This is a genomic window from Tritonibacter mobilis, assembly GCF_001681715.1.
GTDB lineage: Bacteria > Pseudomonadota > Alphaproteobacteria > Rhodobacterales > Rhodobacteraceae > Epibacterium > Epibacterium mobile.
Genome location: NZ_LNWY01000006.1, coordinates 216,350 through 237,203 on the forward strand (window position 1 = coordinate 216,350; position 20,854 = coordinate 237,203).

The window sequence follows — 20,854 nt, forward strand, 5'->3', positions numbered from 1 at the left end:
GCAGCCCGCGATGGTGTCGCAAGGGTAAATAATTGGTTAAGTTTCACCGTTGTTTTATTGACATATCTCCTTAACTTGCTTTTTTGCTCGCTATTGGTGCGGCGCGAGCCGCCTTCTCGCCTTTGCATAGTTTCTAACGTCTGGTATTTTAATGCGCATTCTTCTGCTCGGAACCACCGCAATTTATGCTGGCCTCACGGCCCAACCTCTTGGATCTCAGACTTGGACCAACGGTGACGGCACCGCTTTGTGGGGGGATGCCGGGAACTGGGACGGAGGTGACGTTCCCGATGACGCCAGCAGTGGCGTCGTCTTTGATGACCCGGGTGTGGATAGTGCAGTCGGCCTTGCAGATACGGGTGGAACTCAGGATACTTTCACCGTCAACTCGCTCGACATCCAGACCGGGACGCAGTTGTCGGGTGGCACCCTTGTACTCGATGGAGTGGATCCCACCGTAAACGTCGCAGCAACTGCCACAGGATCTGCCTTTGCCTCTGATATGAGCCTGCGCCTGCGCGCCAACGCGGTCTTCACCATGTTGGCTGATTTCGTCTCTAACGCGACAATTACTGCCGAGGGGGACCAGCTATTAGAGGTGAAGGCCGGAGCAGACACTACGACGCGGCTTGCCGGGGCACTTGAGCAAACAGGCGGCGCGCTTGGGGTGGAGGTGAGCGGCGGCGGGACCGTCGTGATGGAGGCCGAGAACACCTACACGGGCGCAACGGAAGTGACGTCTGGCAAGCTTTCGGTGACGGGGGCTGGAACCTTGGCGTCAACGGATGTGAGTGTTGAGGAAAACGGCACGCTGACGACGGATGGCGGCGCGCTGGCTGCTGGCACGGAACTGGAAAATGCCGGTGCCGTGACGCTGGGTGGTTCGGAGACGATCGCGAGCCTGAACGGGTCTGGTACCACTGAGGTGACCTCGGGCACGTTGACGCTGACGTCGAGACCATCAACTGTGGGTGGAGAGATCTCCGGGGCCGGCGGTCTCACGGTGAATGGTGCGACAGCGGAAGTCACTCTCACTGGCGAGAACACCTACACGGGCGCAACGGAAGTGACGTCCGGCACGCTGTCGGTGACGGGGTCTGGAACCTTGGCGTCGACGGATGTGAATGTCGCCTCGGGCGGCACGCTGACGACGGATGGCGGCGCGCTGGCTGCTGGCACGGAACTGGAAAATGCCGGTGCCGTGACGCTGGGTGGTTCGGAGACGATCGCGAGCTTGAACGGGGTGGGCACCACTGAGGTGACCTCTGGCACGTTGACGCTGACGTCGGGACCATCAGCTGTGGGTGGAGAGATCTCCGGGGCCGGCGGTCTCACGGTGAATGGTGCGACAGCGGAAGTCACTCTCACTGGCGAAAACAGTTACACGGGTGCGACGGAAGTGACGTCTGGTGAGCTGTCGGTGACGGGGAGTATCGCCTCCTCAGCAGTAACTGTCGGGGTCGATGGAAAGCTGGATTTCGATAGTGCCACTCAGTCGACGATTGGCGCATTGGACAATGCTTCTGCAGCCCCAGACAAAGGCGTTAATCTAGCGGCAAACACACATGTGACCGTGAGCACGACCGCTGGCTCGGGCGAATTGAATAACAGCGGGACGATTTCACTTGGAGACGGCGCCACGCTTGAGGCTGAGACGATCGACAATGAAGACGGCGGATCGATTTCGCTGGGCGAAGATGCGACGCTGAGCGGGACAGGCAACACACTGGACAACGGCGGTATTATCACCGTTGGTGACGGTGGTATCGTGCAGGATGCGGGGGATATCAATAACGAGGCAACCGGGACGATTACCTTCACCGGTTCGGGCACGCTCAACGCCGATACAAACAATGATGGCGATGGTCTGACGAACTCCGGCACGATCTCGACCACTGCTGGTGGCAATGACACGCTGACGTTGGGCGATGGCAGCAACGATACCTTCACCAATGCGGCTGGCGGCACGTTTGCGATTGGTGACAGCGATTCTGTGAATGGCTCTGGCACAACCATGGTGAACAGCGGTGCGGCGGGTTCGAACGCGACGATCACGCTGGGCGCCGGTTCCTCGCTGAGCGTCGCGGGTCTGACCAACGGCGCCCATGGGGAGATCGCCAACGCAGGGACGATCTCCACCTCTGGCGGAGCGCTGATGAATGAGGCCGATGCTGTGCTGACCAACACGGCCACCGGGACGATCCAGAACGGGGTCCAGAGCGCCGGCACCTTCTCGAACGCGGGTCAGGTGAATGGCGCGGTCGAGGTGACGGGCGGCGAGACCACCAATACAGGCGTATTCGGCGGCACCACCTCCATCTCCGGCGGCACGCTGAACAACGACGGCGGCACCTTGACCGGAGATGTGACGGTTGGGACCAACGGCACGCTGACTACAAGTGGTGATGTGCAGGGCACGATCGCAAACGACAGCATCACCACTGTGACAGATGGAAGTGTTGCGGATCTGGAGAACACGGGCAATGCCACCGTGAGTGGCGGTGTTGTTACGGATCTCGACAACTCCGGCAGAGGCGATCTGACGATTGGGGCTGGCGGCACGGTCACCACGCTGAGCAACTCAAGCACCGCGAGCAATGCGGGTGAGGTCGGCACGCTTACCAACTCGGGTGGTACATTCACGAATACGGGGAACGTTACCGGTACCAGCTCTGTGACGGGCGGCACGCTGAACAACGACGGCGGTACGCTGACCGGAGATATGACGGTTGGGACCAACGGCACGCTGACCACGAGTGGTGATGTGCAGGGCACGATCGCAAACGACGGCATAACCACTGTGACGGATGGAAGTGTTGCGCATCTGGACAACGCGGGCAATGCCACCGTAAGTGGCGGTGAGGTTACGGATCTCGACAATACGGGCAATGTTACGGTAAGTGGCGGTGAGGTTGCAGATCTCGATAACACGGGCAACGCCACCGTGAGTGGCGGTGTTGTTGCGGATCTGGACAACTCTGGCAGCGGCGATCTGACGATTGGGGCTGGCGGCACGGTCACCACGCTGAGCAACTCAAGCACCGCGAGCAATGCAGGTGAGGTCGGCACGCTCACCAACTCGGGTGGTACATTCACGAATACCGGCACGGTTTCCGGTAGCACCACCATCACCGACGGGACCGTCACAAACAACGGCGGCAGCTTTGGCGGTGATGTCACCATTGAGGGTGGTGCAAATGCCACGCTGTCTCTTGAGACCGACACAGCGATCAATGGCAATGTGGTCAATAACGGCACCATTGAAGCGAACGGCAGCGGCTCGATTTCTCTTGATGTGACGGGTGGTCACAGTCTGACCAATACGGGCACCCTGAATGGGGGCACGCATGGCCTGGATATCACGGCGGATGAGATCTATCTGAGCGAGACCTCGATTGTCGGCACCGGTGTGAACCTCATTGGTGATACGACAAATGAAGGCGTCTTGACTCTAGATACCGATCTCGTCGGTGATCTGACCACGATTGACGGGTCCCAGTCGGATATCGTGGGGGACGTTGCGGGCAACGGCAATGATGTGAATGTCGAAGGTGGTTCTCTCGGGGTTGCGGATGGGGTTGCCTTTACGGGCATAGGTGCCCTTACCAACGAGAGTGACATCACCGTTGGAACGGGCGCCACGCTTGAGGCTGAGACGATCGACAATGAAGACGGCGGATCGATTTCGCTGGGCGGCAATGCGACGCTGAGCGGGACAGGTAACACGCTGAACAACGGCGGTATTATCACCGTTGGTGACGGTGGCACCGTGCAGGATGCGGGCGATATCAATAACGAGGCAACCGGGACGATTACCTTCACCGGTTCGGGCACGCTCAACGCCGATACAGACAATGATGGCGATGGTCTGACGAACTCCGGCACGATCTCGACCGCTGATGGTGGCAATGACACGCTGACGTTGGGTGATGGCACAGATGATACCTTCACCAATGCGGCTGGCGGCATGCTTGCGATTGGTGACAGTGATATTGTGACTGGCTCTGGCACAACCATGGTGAACAGCGGTGTGGCGGGGTCGAACGCCACGATCACGCTTGGCACCGGTTCATCGCTGAGCGTCGCTAGCCTGACCAACGGCGCCCATGGGGAGATCACTAACGCAGGGACGATCTCCACCTCTGGCGGAGCGCTGATGAACGAGGCCGATGCTGTGCTGACCAACACGGCCACCGGGACGATCCAGAACGGGGTCCAGAGTGCCGGCACATTCTCGAACGTGGGTCAGGTGAATGGCGCGGTCGAGGTGACGGGCGGCGCGACCACCAACACAGGTGTGTTCGGCGGCACCACCTCCGTCTCCGGGGGCGCGCTGAACAACGACGGCGGCACCCTGACCGGGGCGGTTGATATTACCGGCGGTGCGGTGACGAACTCTGGAACCTTTGCCGATACGACCACGGTGACGGATGGGTCTTTGAACAATGACGGCGGCACTTTGACGGGGGCTGTGACAGTCGGAGCGGATGGTGATCTCACCACCAGCGGCATTGTCACGGGCACGCTGACGAACGCCGGGACCACCACTGTGACGGATGGAAGTGTTGCGGATCTGGACAACACGGGCAATGCCACCGTGAGTGGCGGTGTTGTTGCGGATCTCGACAACTCCGGCAGCGGTGATCTGACGATTGGGTCCGGCGGCACGGTCACCACGCTGAGCAATGCGGGCACCGCGAGCAATGCAGGTGAGGTTGGTACGCTCACCAACACGGGTGGAACATTCACGAATACGGGGAACGTTACCGGTACCAGCTCTGTGACGGGCGGTACGTTGGACAACGACGGTGGTACGCTGACCGGAGATGTGACGGTTGGGACCAACGGCACCCTCACCACAAGTGGCACTGTCGGAGATGTCACCAACGCCGGTACCACAAACGTAACTGGCGGCACCGTTGCCTCGGTAGCTGGCTCGGGTACAGCGAATGTGTCCGGTGGTACCGTTGCGGTACTGACAAGCAATAGCGGTACGGTCAATGTGTCTGGCGGCACGGTTAACGATTTGAATGGTAACGGCAGCAGCGTGATTACCATTTCTGGCGGTACCGTAGATGATCTGGCTGGTGCGGGCACGTTTAACGTGCAATCTGGTGGCACCGTAACGGAAATGACCGTCAACAATGGCTCTGCAACAAATGCGGGAACTGTTGGGTCGGTTGGGGTGAACGGGAATGGCACACTTGCCAACTCCGTCGGCGGTCAGGTCACGGGAACTGTCAGTCTTACCGGTACATCATCGCTGACCAATAGCGGAACCATCGGTGGGGCGATTACAACCAGCGGCACCACCAATATTACCAATGCCGCCACCGGCGTGATGCAGGGCACCGTAGGTGTGGGTGCCGACGCTAGCCTCACGACAAGCGGCACTATTTCAGGGACCGTTTCCAACGCGGGCACCACTACGGTAGAGGGCGGCACGGTTGCCGATCTGGACAACAGCGGTACGGTGACGGTGAACGATGGCGTGGTTGCTGATCTCGATAACAGCACGGCGGGGCAGCTCACGATTGGCGCAGATGGTGAGGTTACAGTTCTTACCAATGCGGGCACTGCGAGCAATGCGGGTGAGGTGGGTACGCTGACCAATAGCGATGGCACCTTCACCAACACGGGCACGGTCACGGGCACCAGCACGATCACCGGTGGAGATCTGGTGAACAGCGGTACTCTAGGGGGCAATGTCTCCGTTGCAAGCGGTGCTGAATTGTCGACCAGTGGCACCATCAATGGAACAGTGTCCAACAGCGGCGTGACCACCGTAACCAGCGGGACGGTGGCTGGGCTGGACAACAGTGGCACCGCGACGGTCACGGGGGGCAGCGTTTCTGACTTCGACAATAGCGGTACCGCGACAATAAGTGATGGTGTGGTCGCGGATCTTGACAATGGCGGCTCTGGTCAGCTGACAATTGAGGCCGATGGCGAAGTCACAGTATTGGCGAACGCTGGTACTGCAAGCAATGCGGGCGAAATCGGGACACTCACCAATACCGATGGGACACTCACCAACACCGGAACCGTGACGGGGGTAAGTACCGTCAGTGGCGGTACCGTTGAGAATAGCGGCACACTGACTGGAAATGTCGACGTTGCCGCTGCCGGGACATTGAACACCAATGGTACGGTTGGTGGCACGATTGACAACGATGGCACGGTGACCGTCGGCGGTGGCACTGTTGCGGGGTTGAACAACACAAACACGGCAACTGTGAATGATGGGGTCGTGGCTGCGCTGACCAACAGCGGCACGGGCCAATTGGTGATCAATACCAATGGTAGCGTCACAGCGCTGAGCAACGCAGGCACTGCCAGCAACGCGGGCACGGTTGGGGCGCTGACCAATAGCGATGGTACCTTCACCAACACGGGATCGGTCACTGGTGATGCGACCATCAGCGGTGGGTCTGTCACCAACAGCAATACCATTGCAGGGACCACAGTGCTGAGCGGCGGTAGTCTGGACAACTCCGGCACGCTTGGTGGTGCGGTCACCAACAATGCTACGCTGGTATCGACCGGAACGATCAATGGCGATCTGACCAATCAGGGCAATGCCACTGCAAACCTGAGCGGCACAGTGAGTGGCGCGATCACCACCCAAGACAGCGCCAGCGTCACGGTTAATGGTGATTTGGACAGCGTGACCTCGATCACCCATGGTGGCAGCGGAACATTTGCCATCAACTCTGGTACAACGACGCTTGCGGGTGCGGGCACAGTTACAAACTCCGGCAGCTTCACGCTGACCTCTGCGACCTTGGATGCAACCGGGGATGCGGTTTTTGCCAACACTGGTTTCGCGAACCTGAGCGTTGGCGCTGGCGGCAATCTCGATATGGATCTGAACAACGACGGAACTGTTCAGATCGCAGATGGGGGCTCTGTCGGGGGGACGTTGCAAAACGGCTCTGGCGGTTCGGTCAATCTGGACGGCGCTGTTGGTGGCAATCTATCAAACGCGGGTACCTTGGATCTGAGTGGCAGCGTGGCGGGAACCCTCGGCAATACTGGCATGCTTATGGTTGACGGCGCTTCGACCGTGACCGGGACGCTGACGAATGCGGGAAGCATGTTCGTCAATGATACGCTTGCACATGGCAATCTGACCAACTCCGCGAGCGGACCCGCGTGGTCTGATACGATGCTTGTAACGGATGCCGTGCTGCGGGTCTCTGGCAGTGGTGCCCTTACATCGGGGACCCTGACCAACAGCTCTTCGATTGGTCTGAGTGATGGTGCGACCATCACATCTGCGGTCATCAACAGCGGGACGATTATTGCCGACGGGAGTGTAACGGGGGCGGGCGACTTCACCCATCAAACGGGCGCAATTCTCGATCTGGGTGATGACACCGGAGACGATGTGTTTATGATCGCTGGCGATGCGGTGCTGAATGGGACGATCGAACTCGACATCACCCTCGAAGGCGAGGAACTGGTTGGCGACCAAATCCAGGTGGCAGGTGCGGTATCCGGTAACGCGACCTTCAACTTCAATTTGACGGATGCAGATGCGGTCGATCTTTTGGGCACCGTGAACGTGCTGAGCTACGGCTCTGGCCAGTTGGACAGCTATTCCGTGAACGGCCTGCCCAATTCTGGGGCTGCGGTCTTTGCGTTGGTCAACAATACTGACGCCGATGCCTATCAGTTGCAAAGTGGTGCCAACCCGGCGGTTGGCGGTCTCGCCACGGGGCTGGCGCTGACGCAATCGTTGATCGGCAGCGTTGTGAACCGCCCGACAAGCCCGTTTGTAACAGGGCTTGCGGTGCCGGGGGATGAGCCTTGCGGATTTGGCACATGGAGCCGGGCGACCGGTGGTCGCGCGACAGCGTCCGGCTCGTCCGAAACGGCGCTTGGGACTTACAACAGTGAGCTGACCGCGAATTATCACGGGATGCAGATCGGTGCGGATTACTCTTGCTTTGGCGGGGCCTTCAACGGTTGGGACCTGAGCTTTGGTGGTGTTGCCGGTTACAACGGCGGTACCACGACGCAGCCGGTCTATTTCTTTGACGCAAATACCGGACAAGTGAACACCGACGTGCTGACCAGCACCAACCGGACCAGCTTCTCGCAAAGCTATGGCAGCGCCTACATCGCGGCCTCGCGCAGCTTTGCCAACAGCGGCCGGGTGCTCTTTGCAGATGTTCAGGTCCGGGGTGACAAGACCGCGTTTGATCTCGACAATAGTGTGAATGCAGCGGCCTTGGATGCTGTGCGGACGCTGACCGGCGATGCGACGCTCACTGCCGAAGACCTGAGCTTTGGCGTGAAAGATCAATCTTACGACAGCAAGGGCGTCACCATCGGGGCCTCTGCGGGTCTGTCTATCCCTCTGAATGAGGCAAAAGATCTGCGTCTGGTGCCTACACTGGGCTTCTCTTTGGCAAATATTGAGACAGATACGCTCTATTTTTCCAATGGTGAGCTGGAGATCGAAGATATCGAGAGCCGCGTGGGCTTTGCCGGGCTGACACTTGCGAAAACAAAGATCGCACCCTCCGGAACGGCAGCCTTCAACTACTTTGCCACGGCCACGGTCTATCACGATTTTGGGTCGCCTGCGGTGTCGAACTTCTACCTCTATGAGTCCGGTACCACAGACCGCAGCGGTGATGTGTTGAGCAGCTCCAGCAGCAATCTGGGTACGTACGGCGAACTTAGTCTTGGGATGAACTTTACCAAAATTTTGCAGCCGGGGAGCGCGATGCCGGGGCGTCAGCTGGACACGTCCGTCCGACTGGACAGCCGCTTTAGTGACAAGCTTGATAGTTGGGGGCTGACGGCGCAGTTCCGTATTCAGTTCTAGAATATTCCACTGGGACGTGTTGACCGCAGGGAGGGAGGCCTTAAAGGTTGTTTCGTTTCCGCACGGGACTAGGGTCCTTGTTAAACAGAAGCGATTGAACAGCACATGTCGAATTTCAGTAAAGTCGCGTGGAAAGAGGGGCTCTTCCTTCAACCACATCATCTACAGCAAGCAGACCGCTATCTGGAACACCAGTTGCGGGAACGCACGGCGACCATCACGCCCTATCCTTGGGGCGTGAGCGAATTACGGTTTGATCGGGATTTGGCGCAGCAGGGAAAGATCGGCCTGCGCGCAGTGGCCGGGATAATGCCCGATGGGATCGCCTTTGACGCGCCCGGTTCGGTGCCGTTACCGGTTCCGGTATCGGTGCCCGAAGATGAAGCGCAGGGGCTGGACGTGTGGCTGACTTTGCCAGATGCAAGCGTCAGTGGGCAGGATGTTTCCCCCGCTGCTGCCGATGCGGCAACACGCTACGTTTTGGATGCGGAGACGGTGGTCAACAACGCCTCCAACAGCCGTTCAGAGCATCTGGTGGAAATTGCGCAACCCCGGCTGGAACTGGTGCTGCGCAAAACGCCGCGACCCGGATACCAGAACATCCGCCTTGGCCGTATCATCGAGATGCGCGATGGCATCGTGACGTTGGATGATACTGTTCCACCCGTTGGGTTGGTGACGCGCGTGCATCCGGCCTATGAGGGGTATCTTAGCCGTGTGATTGGCTGGATCGAAGCAAAACTGGACACGCTTGCCCGGTTTGCTGCTGATCCGACCTCTGGCGGTGGTATGCAGGCGACGGACTATCTAATGCTGATGGTGCTGAACCGGGAATTGCCGGTGCTGCGGCATATGCAGGGGCTCGCCAATCTCCACCCAGAGCGGCTCTATGAGAAACTTCTGGCACTGGCTGGCGAGCTTTCGACCTTTGATCATGGGGCGCGCAAGGCACCGGATTATGCGCGCTACGACCACCAGGCCAGCCGCAGCGGCTTCACAGCGCTTGTGCAGGATATCCAGCAATTGCTGGCCCGTGACGTAGGGCGTGCGGTGCGCCTGCCGCTCAACGAGGTGCGTGCGAATTCTTATGCGGCGCTGGTCAACGACCGCAGCCTGTTTGCCAAGGCTACATTTGTGATTGAGGTCTCGTCCGGGCTGCCGCTGACACAGGTACAGCAGGAATTCCCGCGCTTGTGCAAGGTGGGACCATCGACGGCGATGAAACAGATCGTCAGCAACAACTTGCCGGGGATTGGATTGGTGCATCTGCCCAACCCACCGCGTCAGATCCGTGTGGTGTCGACCAGTGTCTACTTCCTGTTGGATAAATCCTCAGATCTGTGGCGCGAGTTCTCCACCGCACCGGCCATCGGCATGCATTTTGCGGGCAATTGGCCTGATATGAAACTGGAATGCTGGGCAGTGCCAGAGGGGGCGTAATGTCGGACGACGACGACAAGACGGTATTTGGTCAGCCGATCTCACCTGTGTCTCCGCCGCGATCTGCGCCGGAAAAAACCGTTTTCGGGCAACCCAAACCTCCGCCAGCGCCGGGCGGGGGCTATGCCCCTCCGTCACCGGATGACACGTGGCATCGTGGGCCGCTTGCGCCGCAACCCCAGCCTGCGCCAATGCCCTCGGCGCAACCGCCGCGCCCGGCACCACAGCAGCCCTATTACACGCCGGGCACCGGCCAGGCAGCAGCCGGGAACGGGATTTTCCCCGAAATCGGACAAGCACCGCAGCACCAGCACGCCCAACAACAGCCTCGGATCTCACTTGCCGATGCGTTGAACGCCAAGGGCAGCGGTGCCGGCAAGTCTTCTAACCCCCTGATCGCGGCATCTGCGGATCTCTTGGTGTTGCTGGGACGTTTGCGGACCGGATTGGTCGAAATGCAGGCGGGACCACTGATTGACCACGTCACCCGCGAGATTGACGGGTTTGAACGCCGTGCACAGGCCGAGGGGCTGCCGTCGCAGGATGTGCTTGACGCGAAATATGCGCTGTCGGCAACCGCAGATGACATCGTGCAGAACCTGCCCGGAGCCAATCGCGGCATGTGGCAGGAATACTCGATGGCGGCGCGGTTCTTTGGTGATCGCTCGTCCGGCGTGGGGTTCTTCCAGAAAATGGATGAGGCCATGCGCGCGCCCGGCCAACGGTTCCATCTGTTGGAACTGATGCTCACCTGTCTGTCGCTCGGGTTTGAGGGACAATACAGAGCGATGCCCAATGGCACGGTAGAAAGCGCCCGCATTCGTAACGCGATTTACGAAACCCTGCGCCGTGTGCAGCCTCGTCCCGATGATGATATTTCGCCGCGTTGGAGTGCGGTTCCCATGGGAGGGCGTCGCAATCAGGGCAAACTGCCGCTTTGGATCGCATTGAGCCTGTCGGCGGTGGTGGTGACTGGGCTTTTTGCAACGCTGTCGACCGTGCTGACCCAACAAAGCGCTGAGGTACGAGACGGCATCTTGGCGCTGCACCGTGGTCAGCCAAGCATTGCAATCGAACGCACGCAACCCGTTGTGCGCCCCTATGAAGCACCACCGAGCACGCAGATGGAGCGTCTGTCGGCCGCGCTGGAGAGCGAGCTGGAAACCGGTCAGATTGAACTTGATCGGACCAACGATTGGGTGCTGATCCGGGTGAGCGAGGCGCTGCGGTTCCGCTCCGGCTCCGAAGATCTGACCAGCGATATCGACTCTTTGATCGCATCGGCTGCCAAGGCGCTCAATGCAGAGCAAGGGCCGATCCGCGTCGTGGGTCACACCGACAGTGTGCCGATGTCCGGTCGGGGGCGGTTCAAATCAAACGAGCAGCTTTCAAAGGCGCGGGCACAGACCGTTGCTGACCTTTTGGCGGCACAGCTTGAGGCCCCTGATCGCATCACGGTCGAGGGCAAAGGCCCGGTTGATCCGATCGCAGACAATGGCACCCGTGAAGGCCGCGCCCGCAATCGGCGCGTCGAAATTCTGATCCCGAGAGAGAACTGATATGCGCTGGTTCTTCAACCTCTTTAGCCAGATGTTTCGCTGGATGAAAAAGCCTTGGGCGCGGGTGGCATTTGCCATCCTTGGCGTGCTGGCATTGATCGCCGCGATCTGGTTTGGCTTTCCGATGACGGGCTTTGCGCTGGCCGCATCGATCTGGTTCCGCGCCATGGTTATTGGCATCTTCCTTGCCATTCTTGCGCTGGTTTATGGTATCCGCTGGCGCCGTCGTCGCCGCCGCGCGCAGGAACTCGAAGACAGCTTGTTGCACGAACCCGTGGGGGATGCCTCCGTCCTGACGGAACGTATGCAAGAGGCGATGGCGAAGCTGAAAAAAGCGGGCGGTAAGAACTATCTCTACGATCTTCCGTGGTATGTGATCATCGGTCCTCCGGCAGCCGGGAAAACCACGGCGCTGACCAACGCCGGGATCGAGTTTCCCGGCCAAGAGGCACTCCCAGACAAGGCGCAGGGTTTTGGCGGGACGCGTAATTGCGATTTCTGGTTTGCCGAAGATGCGGTGCTGATTGATACGGCCGGTCGCTATACGATGCACGACAGTGACGCCGCAGCGGACAAGGCCAGCTGGGATGCGTTCCTTGGTTTGTTGAAAAAGGGCCGCCCGGATCAGCCAGTCAATGGCGTGATCCTTGCGTTTTCAATCGAAGACATGATGTCGGGTTCCAGCGAGACAATCGCGGCGCATGCGGCAACGGTGCGGGCGCGTCTGGCGGAAATCCACGAGGTGCTGCGCATCGATTTCCCGGTCTACGTGTTGTTTACCAAAGCGGATCTGGTTGCAGGATTTAGGGAGTATTTCTCCAGTTTCAGCCTGAGCAGACGCAAAGCAGCTTGGGGTGTGACCTTTCAGACCAAGGACCGCCAGCTTGATACCTACAAACAAGCGGGCACGGAATTCGATCTGCTCCTGAGCCGTCTCTCTGATGAGGTCATCGACCGCATGAATGAAGAGCCTGACGGTGCCAGCCGTATCGCGATCTTTGGTCTGCCCGGTCAGATGGGCATGCTGCGCGACAATATCTGCGAATTCCTGCGGGTGGTGTTCGAACCAACCCGCTACAAGACCAATGCCATCCTGCGCGGGTTCTATTTCACCTCCGGCACACAAGAGGGCACGCCCGTCGATCAGGTACTGGGCGAGATGTCGCGCAACAGTGACAGCAGCGACATGTTCCAGCCCGCCTTCATGTCGGGTAAGGGCAAATCCTACTTCCTGCACGACCTCGTCAAAAAGGTGATTTTTGAGGAACGTGATTGGGTCGGGTATGATCGCATCGCGATGCGTCGCACCGCTGTTTTGCGCAGTGCTGCGTTGATCTCCATTGTGCTTGTCACGCTCGGCACCGTCGGGGCTTTTGGCTATAGCTACTGGCAGAACGCGACCCTTACCCGTAGTGCGGAAAAGGATGCGGTGGCGTTCTTTGATGCGGCTCGCAACGAGCTGTCCCGTTCAGTGATAGATGACAGTGATCCCTCTGTGGTGATGCCATATCTGCAGGATTTGCGAGATATGACCACCGGTTACGGAGACACGCGCGAGCCCAGTTTCTGGGAGGGTATGGGGCTTTCGCGGTATCAGGAATTGTCTGGTGCGACAGAGCGGGCATACTCCGACGGGCTGGAGCGTATGTTGCGCCCGCGCCTGATCCTGCACATGGAAAACGCTATTCCGCAGCTCATCGCGGATGAGGAAACGGCGGAAGTCTACCGCGCGCTCAAGGTTTATTTGCTGCTTGGCGGTGAAGGGCAGGGCGACGTAGAAGCCAATGATGCGGCTGTGGTGAACTACTTTGAAACGCTGTGGCGCGCGCAGTTCAATTCCACCGGGCAGTATGATGAGCGCGAGCAGTTGAAGGCGCACCTTACTGCTATGTTGGCGCTGGATGGTGACCGCAGGCCCGAAATTGGGATCGACCCGGAAATTCTGCGTAAAGCCCGAGAATCTATCGTGAATTTGCCGCTTGCCGATCAGGCTTATGCCTCGATCAAGGAACGCGTGGCGACCTCCGGTATTGCCGACTTCAACTTGGTGGAGCGCTTGCAAGGAAATGTGCAACAGGTTCTGGACACCACCGATGGCGCGCCGCTGAATACGGTTGGGGTACCTGCGCTTTATACCTTTGAGGGGTATTGGGGCTATTTTCTGGAAGAGCTGACCTCTGCGCGCAGCCGCCTGCGCGAGGATCAATGGGTGTTGGGAGAGGCTGCAACGCGGGTCGGCTATGACACCCAGCTTGCGGGTCTTGAGGGCGAGCTGCACCGGATGTACCGGCTGGAATTCACGGCAGCGTGGAAAGAAATGTTGGCGCGGATCGGCCTGAAAAGCATGTCCGAAGATGCACCGCAATATGCGGCCCTTGCGGCGGCGTCTTCGCCAGTGGGGTCACCGCTCCTCAACCTCGTGCAGGCCATCGAGAGCGAAACCCGTCTGGTGCGTCTCTATGAGCAACTCGACAACCTTGATCCAGCTGCGGTTGCTGCCTCTGGCGGTGATCTGAGCGCCAGCATGGGGGATGCGGTCTTTAGCCGGATTTACAGCCAGTCCGGCGTGTTCCAGCGGGTCGCAATGGACAGCTTCCGCAACAGCAGCAAGGTGCAGGCGCAGGCCGGGGCCGCTGGTCAGGCGGGCGCTGAGGATCTGCAACGCCGTCAGGTGGAGCGGATTTCTAACGATTTCGCCCAATGGCATAGCCTGCTTAAAGGTGAACCGGGGCAGCGTCCTATCGATATCGTCCTCTCGTCACTGGGGGATCTGCGCGAAAATCGCCGTCAGGCGGCAGTCGCGCCGACGCCCGCAGATGAGGTGATGTTGAACGAGACGCTTCTTGCACTCACCATGAACAACACCGCCTTGCCCGCACCGCTGGCTCGTCTGCTCAATGAGGCCGAAACGGAGTTCCGTTCTGAGGCGCAGGATGCATCGATGGCGCAGCTCAACCGGGCGCTTAACGATGATGTTAGCCAGTTCTGCCGTGATTTCATCGCTCCATTGTTCCCGTTCGGGGGTGGTCGGCATGTGTCGCCTGCGGTGTTCGGTCAGTTCTTCGGCCCGGGTGGGCGCATGGATCGCTATTACAGCTCCTATCTGCAGCCACATGTGATCCGCACGCCGGATGGGTTGCGTCCCGCACCCGGTAGTGCCATTGGACAACGACTGTCCCCACAGACCTTGCGCCAATTTGATAATGCGCAGGCGATCCAACTGGCTTTCTTTGCCACGGGGGCGCCGGAACCCGAAGTGGGGATGTCTGTGATCCATACGGATTCATCGCCCTCGGTCGAGCTCGCCGTGTTGTCCGTGAACGGTGCCTCTGTGCGTACCCAGCCCGGCAGCAGCCCGGCCGCGCTCTCTTGGCCGGGGCAATCCTCTGGTGTCTCGGTCCAGCTGTTCCCTGAAAAACGCAATCGCGATTCCACCCTTAGTTTTGCGGATGGGCGTTGGGACATTGTGAACTTCTTGCGCGGTGGGCGCGCCAAGGTGACGGGCAATGTTGTGGACGTGCGTCACGAAATCGGCGGGCGTTCCATCAACTACCGGATCGAGTTTGACAGTACCACGGTGCCCTTCCTGATGCCGGAACTGACGAATTTTTCCTGCCCGATTTCGCTGGAGTAACGCCTATGACAGCCCAAATTGGACTATTGGGAAAACACCCGGGGTATGGGGACTTCCTGCGCGCCAATGTCGAGACATCTGTCATTGAGCATTTGGAGACGTGGTTAGAACAGGCTCTTGCAGAGATCCGCGACCAGCAAGGGCAGGCGTGGCCTGCGTTCTGGCAACAGGCTCAGGATTTGAGGTTCTGGATCGGGCGCGCTGTGCTTGGGCGCAGTTTGATGGGGGTGATGCGGTGCTCTCAGGATCGGGCCGGGCGGCGCTACCCGTTGATTTTGATCGCTCAGGGCGCGGCGGTCGCAGCCCCGATCAAGGATGGCGACCAGTCTGCTTATGAGGCGCTTTCGGCACATTTCTCGGCGATGCAGCCGGGGCAGGGTGGGTCTGCCTTGCTGGATGGGTTGCAATTGCAACTCCCTGAGGAGGATGAGGAAACCGCCCGCACCGGAGACACTCTTTGGGCGCATCAGCCCAATGGCGATCTGGCGGCGCTGTTAGATGCTGCGGGCGGGGCAGATGCAGAACGCGCATTGCTCAACCGCAGTTACTGGTGGTCTCCTGCGACGGAAACAAAGGCCGCAGTCTGGCTTGGCTGTGCCGGTCTTCCGTCTGCTGCGGCACTGCATTGGCTATTGGCCGGAGCACCTCATGCGCGCGAAGGGGCCGAGTGATGACAAATGCGCTGCAGTTCGGGTTTGAGACAGGCCTTGCAACGGATGTTGGATGTCGCCGCGAAATCAACGAAGATTCACTGCTCGCCCGTCCTGACCTTGGCTTGTGGGTCGTCGCGGATGGCATGGGCGGTCACGCTGCCGGAGATTTCGCAAGCCAGACCATTGTGCGGTATCTCGACACGGTGGGCTGCGCTGTCTCACCAGAAGATCTGGTCGCGCGAACGATGGAGCGGCTGCATCGGGCCAATGATGTGATCCGGGCGCGCAGTGCAGAGCTTGGTGGCAGCACCATTGGCGCAACTGTTGTGATCGTGCTGGCGCATGGGCCGGCGTTTTCGTGTATCTGGGCGGGCGACAGTCGCGTGTATTTGCATCGCGCGGGGCAATTGGTGCAGCAAACGCGCGATCACACTGAAGTCAACGCATTGCTGGCGGCGGGAACCATCTCGGAAACAGAGGCCGAAAACTGGCCGCGCAAGAATGTGATCACCCGCGCTGTAGGGGTCGATGACACTGTGAAATGCGACCAGATTCAGGGGCAGTTGCAGTCGGGAGATGTGTTGCTGTTATGCTCGGACGGCCTGACAGAACATATGAAAGACCACGAGATTGCACAGTGCCTTGCCGCTCTGCCGCCGCAACAGGCCTGTGATGAATTGATCCGCGAAACGCTCGCAAGAGGTGCGAAGGACAATGTCACCGTGGTTGCACTCCGCTGTACTCAGACCCCAATTGGTGAGGGCGATGCATTGGATGAAGATGTCCTGGATGACCTCGCATGAGTGATGCAGATAAACCCGAAGACGGCCTCACGCCCGAGGTCCACGACGAGGATGATGAGCGAACGCGCCTGATCGCTGCTGATCCGTCTATCGAGGTAGCGCCTGCTGATCCTTCATCGCCTCCGGTACCGATGCCCTCGTCGCCGTCCGTCCCAGAGGGGAGTGAGGCAACCGAGTTGCAACCGATCCCTGCGCCGACGTCAACTGAGATAAAAGATCCGGCACAGATCACGCTGGCTCCGGGGACGGTCATCAACAATAACTACCGAATCCAAGCGGCGCTCAAGAGTGGCGGCATGGGCGAGGTTTATCGCGGCGTTGAGGTTGGGACCGAAGATCCCGTGGCGATCAAGGCGATCCGTCCGGATCTGATCCGGGATGCACAAGCCAGCGAGATGTTTCGCCGCGAGGCGCGTACCCTGCGTCTGCTGCACGACGATGCGATCGTGCGCTATTACAACTATGTTCATGATCGTGATCTGGACCGTTATTTTCTGGTGATGGAGTTCATCGACGGCATTCCGCTGTCCGATCACATACACCAATACGGTGCGTTACCTGCTGCGGCAGGGCAGACGCTGATTGAGCGTATCGCCAACGGGCTTGCCAAGGCGCATGCCAAGGGGGTGGTGCACCGAGATCTTTCTCCCGACAACGTTATGCTCGCCAGCGGTATCATTAGCGAGGCGCGCCTGATCGATTTTGGCATCGCCAAGGCGCAAACCCTCTCGGAAGGGACCATCGCCGGGCAATTTGCCGGAAAATTCAAATATGTCGCGCCGGAACAGCTGGGCCACTTTGGGGGACAGATGGGTGCGGCGGTGGATGTCTACGGATTGGGTCTGCTTGCTGCGGCTGCGTTGCGGGGCAAGCCGCTGGATATGGGCAGCTCCATCGTTGAGGCCGTCGAAGCGCGCCGCAAGATCCCTGATCTCAGTGATGTTCCGGCGCAGTTTCGCCCGCTCTTGTCTCATATGCTGGAGCCAGAGCCCACCCATCGCCCGGCCACGATGCGTGATGTGCTGAATTATCTGGAAAACCCCTCAGCAATTCCTGCGCATTATTTTCAAGATGGTTTCACTCCGCACAATATCGGACAGGCTGGCGCAACAACGGCGTCACATTTGTCGCTGCCACCGCAAGGGACTATGACCGGGCTACAGGTGCCAACACCTGCCCATACATCACATGTCTCTGCTTACCCTACGGCGCAGGCTATTGCCCCGAACCCATTTCAGGAGGAGCCACCCAAACGCCGAAATGGGGTGTTGTGGGCGGGGTTGCTTTGTGTGGTGACTGCCGGTGGCGGCTGGTACGCGTGGCAATCCGGGGTACTCAATGTAGGTGCAGAGCAACAAACTGCGGCGCAGGAGGAGAACACATCGGCTGCCTCCAATGGTGATCTCCCTTCGGTTGCGGGTGATACCAGAGAGGGGTTCTTGGCATTGCTCGACACCGGAGCGTGTAGTTTCAGCACACGGCTGTCTACAGGTCAGAATGCGGGTCGGATAGAAACATATTCGACCACCGATGGCGGCTTTGAGGGGTTACCTGCGGCCTATGAGGAACGGTTTGGCGCAAGGCCATCGGTGTTGCCCCGCGAGGTCAATTCTGAGCAATGCAGTGCGTTGGACTTTGTGCGCACTTTGCAAGGGCGTTGGCCGCACCCGATTGGCCTGTCACTCTCGGCCGACGAGGTTGAAAGCGGCGCGGCTTTGCAGGCGCGGATAAACAGTCAGGTGGGGCGGCCTGTTTGGGTGGCGCTCGTTAGTCCCAATGGAAATCTCTACAATCTGACACAGCGTCTCAGCAGCACTGGTTCTGGAGGCTATACGCTGGACTTTGGGCTGACACTGGCACAGGGAGCCGAGGCTGCACCACAGCTGATCCTTGCCGTGTCCAGCAGCGCGCCTCTTACCCGCGCGGCCTTGTTGCGAGACGGCAGTTCGAGCGCGCGCGTCTTGCCAGAGATTCTCGATGAAATCCGCAGTAAAAACCTCGAAGCCAGCGCGGCCCTTACCTATGTGCGCCTCAACCCGGTTTCCGAAGCGTCGCCGGAAGATACGGGTGAGGTTCCAGATCAGGAATAGCAGGCACTGTGCTGCGCCTGCTTCCTATTTGTCAGTTGGGGCCATGCTAAGGCGCGATGGATCATGAGTGCTCACTCTTTGAGAATGTCGCGTCGATCCACTCATTTAGGCCGTCGTCAAGAGTGAGCGGTTCCAACCCTCGGCCTCGAACCTCCAGATAGGTGGTCCGCTCGGCATTGTCTTCCAAGAGCTTTTGATAAAACTCTGAGAGTGGAGATTTTCGTTCCAACAGGTGGATTTCCCATTTGCATTGATGCTGAGAGACAAGCGTCTTCAGGCGGTCCGTCGCGGCATCACAGACAATGCAGAGGGCCAAGTCCCTGACCTTAGGTTTCAAAGCGCTCAGTGCCGAGATGATGTTGTCATCTTTTTCAAGAGACAGCACGATGGTAGGCACGCGATCCTCAGAGGATGCAAGAGAGAGCGGCGGGATAGTCCTCAGCGCTCCCTTGTCGGTTTTGCCCGCAGTCCTGCGCTCGGTCTTGAGGGTTTGCAACCACGCCGCTGGTCTGGGGATCACATAGCGTGAGATATTATGCGTCTCCGCGTAAGTGGCAATCTGTGCATCTGCAGGGATGCCCGGATCGCACTCTGCAAAAGAGACTGGAACAGTTTTGGTGTGAAAGGCGCAGGCCGTTGTCGCAGGGATATGTACGCGTCTGCGGCGGATCAGTTCTCGCTCCAATGCAAAGCTGCTGCTGGCGGGCTGCGACTGGGCATCCCCGCTCACTTGCACCAAGAGTGTGCCTTCGACACAGGCCATGCCCACGCCTTTGGTTTGCGCCAGTTCGGCAACCATGCGCGCAGTAAAATCAGTGGGATAGATGATCTCGTCACTACATGTGATAAAGACCGCATCTTCAACCTGACCCAAACCCCAAAAGCGCCCAACCTCACTGAAGTCCGCAGTTTCTTTGCTGACGGTATATTTGATTTTGTCAAACTTATTCAGGAAGTTTGGTGCTTCGGAATATCCTGCGAGGTAGACGAATAAACCGTCTACCTGCGGCAAAAGAGACATGACGCTTGCGCGCAACGCGACTTCATTTCCCGGCGTTGTCGAAAGACCTGCATAAATGCCGGTGGTTTGCGGGAGGTTTTGTTTGACGCTCTCTAAAAGTTGCTGGGTATACGAACCTTGATCCGCACTTGCTTTCAACCCTTTTTCAAACAGGAAGACAGGTGCGTCGCCATATCTGCGAGTTTTCCGATACCCAAAAGGACGCAGCAGCGCCTCAATCTCGGCAAGCGCATCAAGTGATGCGGGTTGTACAGCAACCATCGGATGGCTGCGTTCCAGAACGGCGGTGGCACCACGCAATACGTCCGCTTCTGTTCCGCTTGGGGCGAGGCGGATCAAATCGACATGTTGATCAGCCAGACATGTATCAAGGGTCGCAATATGTTCGCTAGTGCCGGACGCAGGTTCCGCGCCCAGTGAGACCTCGTGCGGTTCGACTGGGGTTACCATGTCATTCAGCGCGATGTTTTGCTCAAGCGTGCTGAAGACCTGCGGGTCTGCCTCAAAACAGAGGGTGCGCGCGCCTGCGATAAGGGCGAAAAACAGGCTGTAATTGCCAATACCGGCCCCCACATCCACGATGCAGGGGGACTCGGGCAAAAGTGCGGACAGCTCTGCGAGCATTTGCTGCTCATAAAATACGCCGTTCTCGCGAATGGTGCGTTGGACATGATCGGTTGTCGTGGGCAGGCTCAGCGCAATATCCACATTAAATGCGGTAAAGCGCTTTATCGACTTAGTGGCGGGGGTATTCACGCGGCCGCCTTTGGCATGTTTTGATATCGCCTGCGAAGAGGTCATAAGGCCCATTGGTC

The 20,854-nt window shown here is 59.0% G+C and carries 8 protein-coding genes; 7 read left to right on the top strand and 1 reads right to left on the bottom strand.

From position 1 onward, the window contains the following. Positions 1-151: 151 nt before the first annotated feature. The 7 genes from UB90_RS07925 to UB90_RS07955 all read left to right on the top strand — a co-directional run bounded on the left by UB90_RS07925 (position 152) and on the right by UB90_RS07955 (position 19,018). Entirely contained in the window at positions 152-8,839 is an 8,688-nt protein-coding gene (locus UB90_RS07925) for a beta strand repeat-containing protein (RefSeq protein ID WP_065331927.1), read from the top strand. A gap of 105 nt (positions 8,840-8,944) precedes the next feature. After that, positions 8,945-10,279, top strand: a complete 1,335-nt coding sequence (gene tssK, locus UB90_RS07930) for a type VI secretion system baseplate subunit TssK (RefSeq protein ID WP_005638310.1) — start codon at positions 8,945-8,947, stop codon at positions 10,277-10,279. After that, complete coding sequence (icmH, locus tag UB90_RS07935; protein WP_065324391.1) at positions 10,279-11,838, top strand: type IVB secretion system protein IcmH/DotU; 1,560 nt, start codon at positions 10,279-10,281, stop codon at positions 11,836-11,838. The genes tssK and icmH overlap by 1 nt, the downstream gene beginning before the upstream one ends. A gap of 1 nt (position 11,839) precedes the next feature. Then, positions 11,840-15,472: a type VI secretion system membrane subunit TssM gene (gene tssM, locus UB90_RS07940; protein ID WP_065324392.1), complete on the top strand. Its 3,633-nt coding sequence runs from the start codon at positions 11,840-11,842 to the stop codon at positions 15,470-15,472. Positions 15,473-15,477: 5 nt separating this feature from the next. Then, positions 15,478-16,143 carry a type VI secretion system-associated protein TagF gene (gene tagF, locus UB90_RS07945; RefSeq protein ID WP_065324393.1) on the top strand — a complete coding sequence of 222 codons (666 nt, stop codon included), beginning with the start codon at positions 15,478-15,480 and terminating at the stop codon, positions 16,141-16,143. Continuing rightward, positions 16,143-16,928: a PP2C family protein-serine/threonine phosphatase gene (locus UB90_RS07950; protein ID WP_065324394.1), complete on the top strand. Its 786-nt coding sequence runs from the start codon at positions 16,143-16,145 to the stop codon at positions 16,926-16,928. The genes tagF and UB90_RS07950 overlap by 1 nt, the downstream gene beginning before the upstream one ends. Next, positions 16,925-19,018 carry a serine/threonine protein kinase gene (locus UB90_RS07955; protein ID WP_065324395.1) on the top strand — a complete coding sequence of 698 codons (2,094 nt, stop codon included), beginning with the start codon at positions 16,925-16,927 and terminating at the stop codon, positions 19,016-19,018. Before UB90_RS07950 ends, UB90_RS07955 begins: the two co-directional genes overlap by 4 nt. A 61-nt stretch (positions 19,019-19,079) precedes the next feature. On the opposite strand, the gene UB90_RS07960 is transcribed toward UB90_RS07955, so the two are convergent. Next, positions 19,080-20,849: an FkbM family methyltransferase gene (locus UB90_RS07960; RefSeq protein ID WP_065324396.1), complete on the bottom strand. Its 1,770-nt coding sequence runs from the start codon at positions 20,847-20,849 to the stop codon at positions 19,080-19,082. Positions 20,850-20,854: the final 5 nt, after the last annotated feature.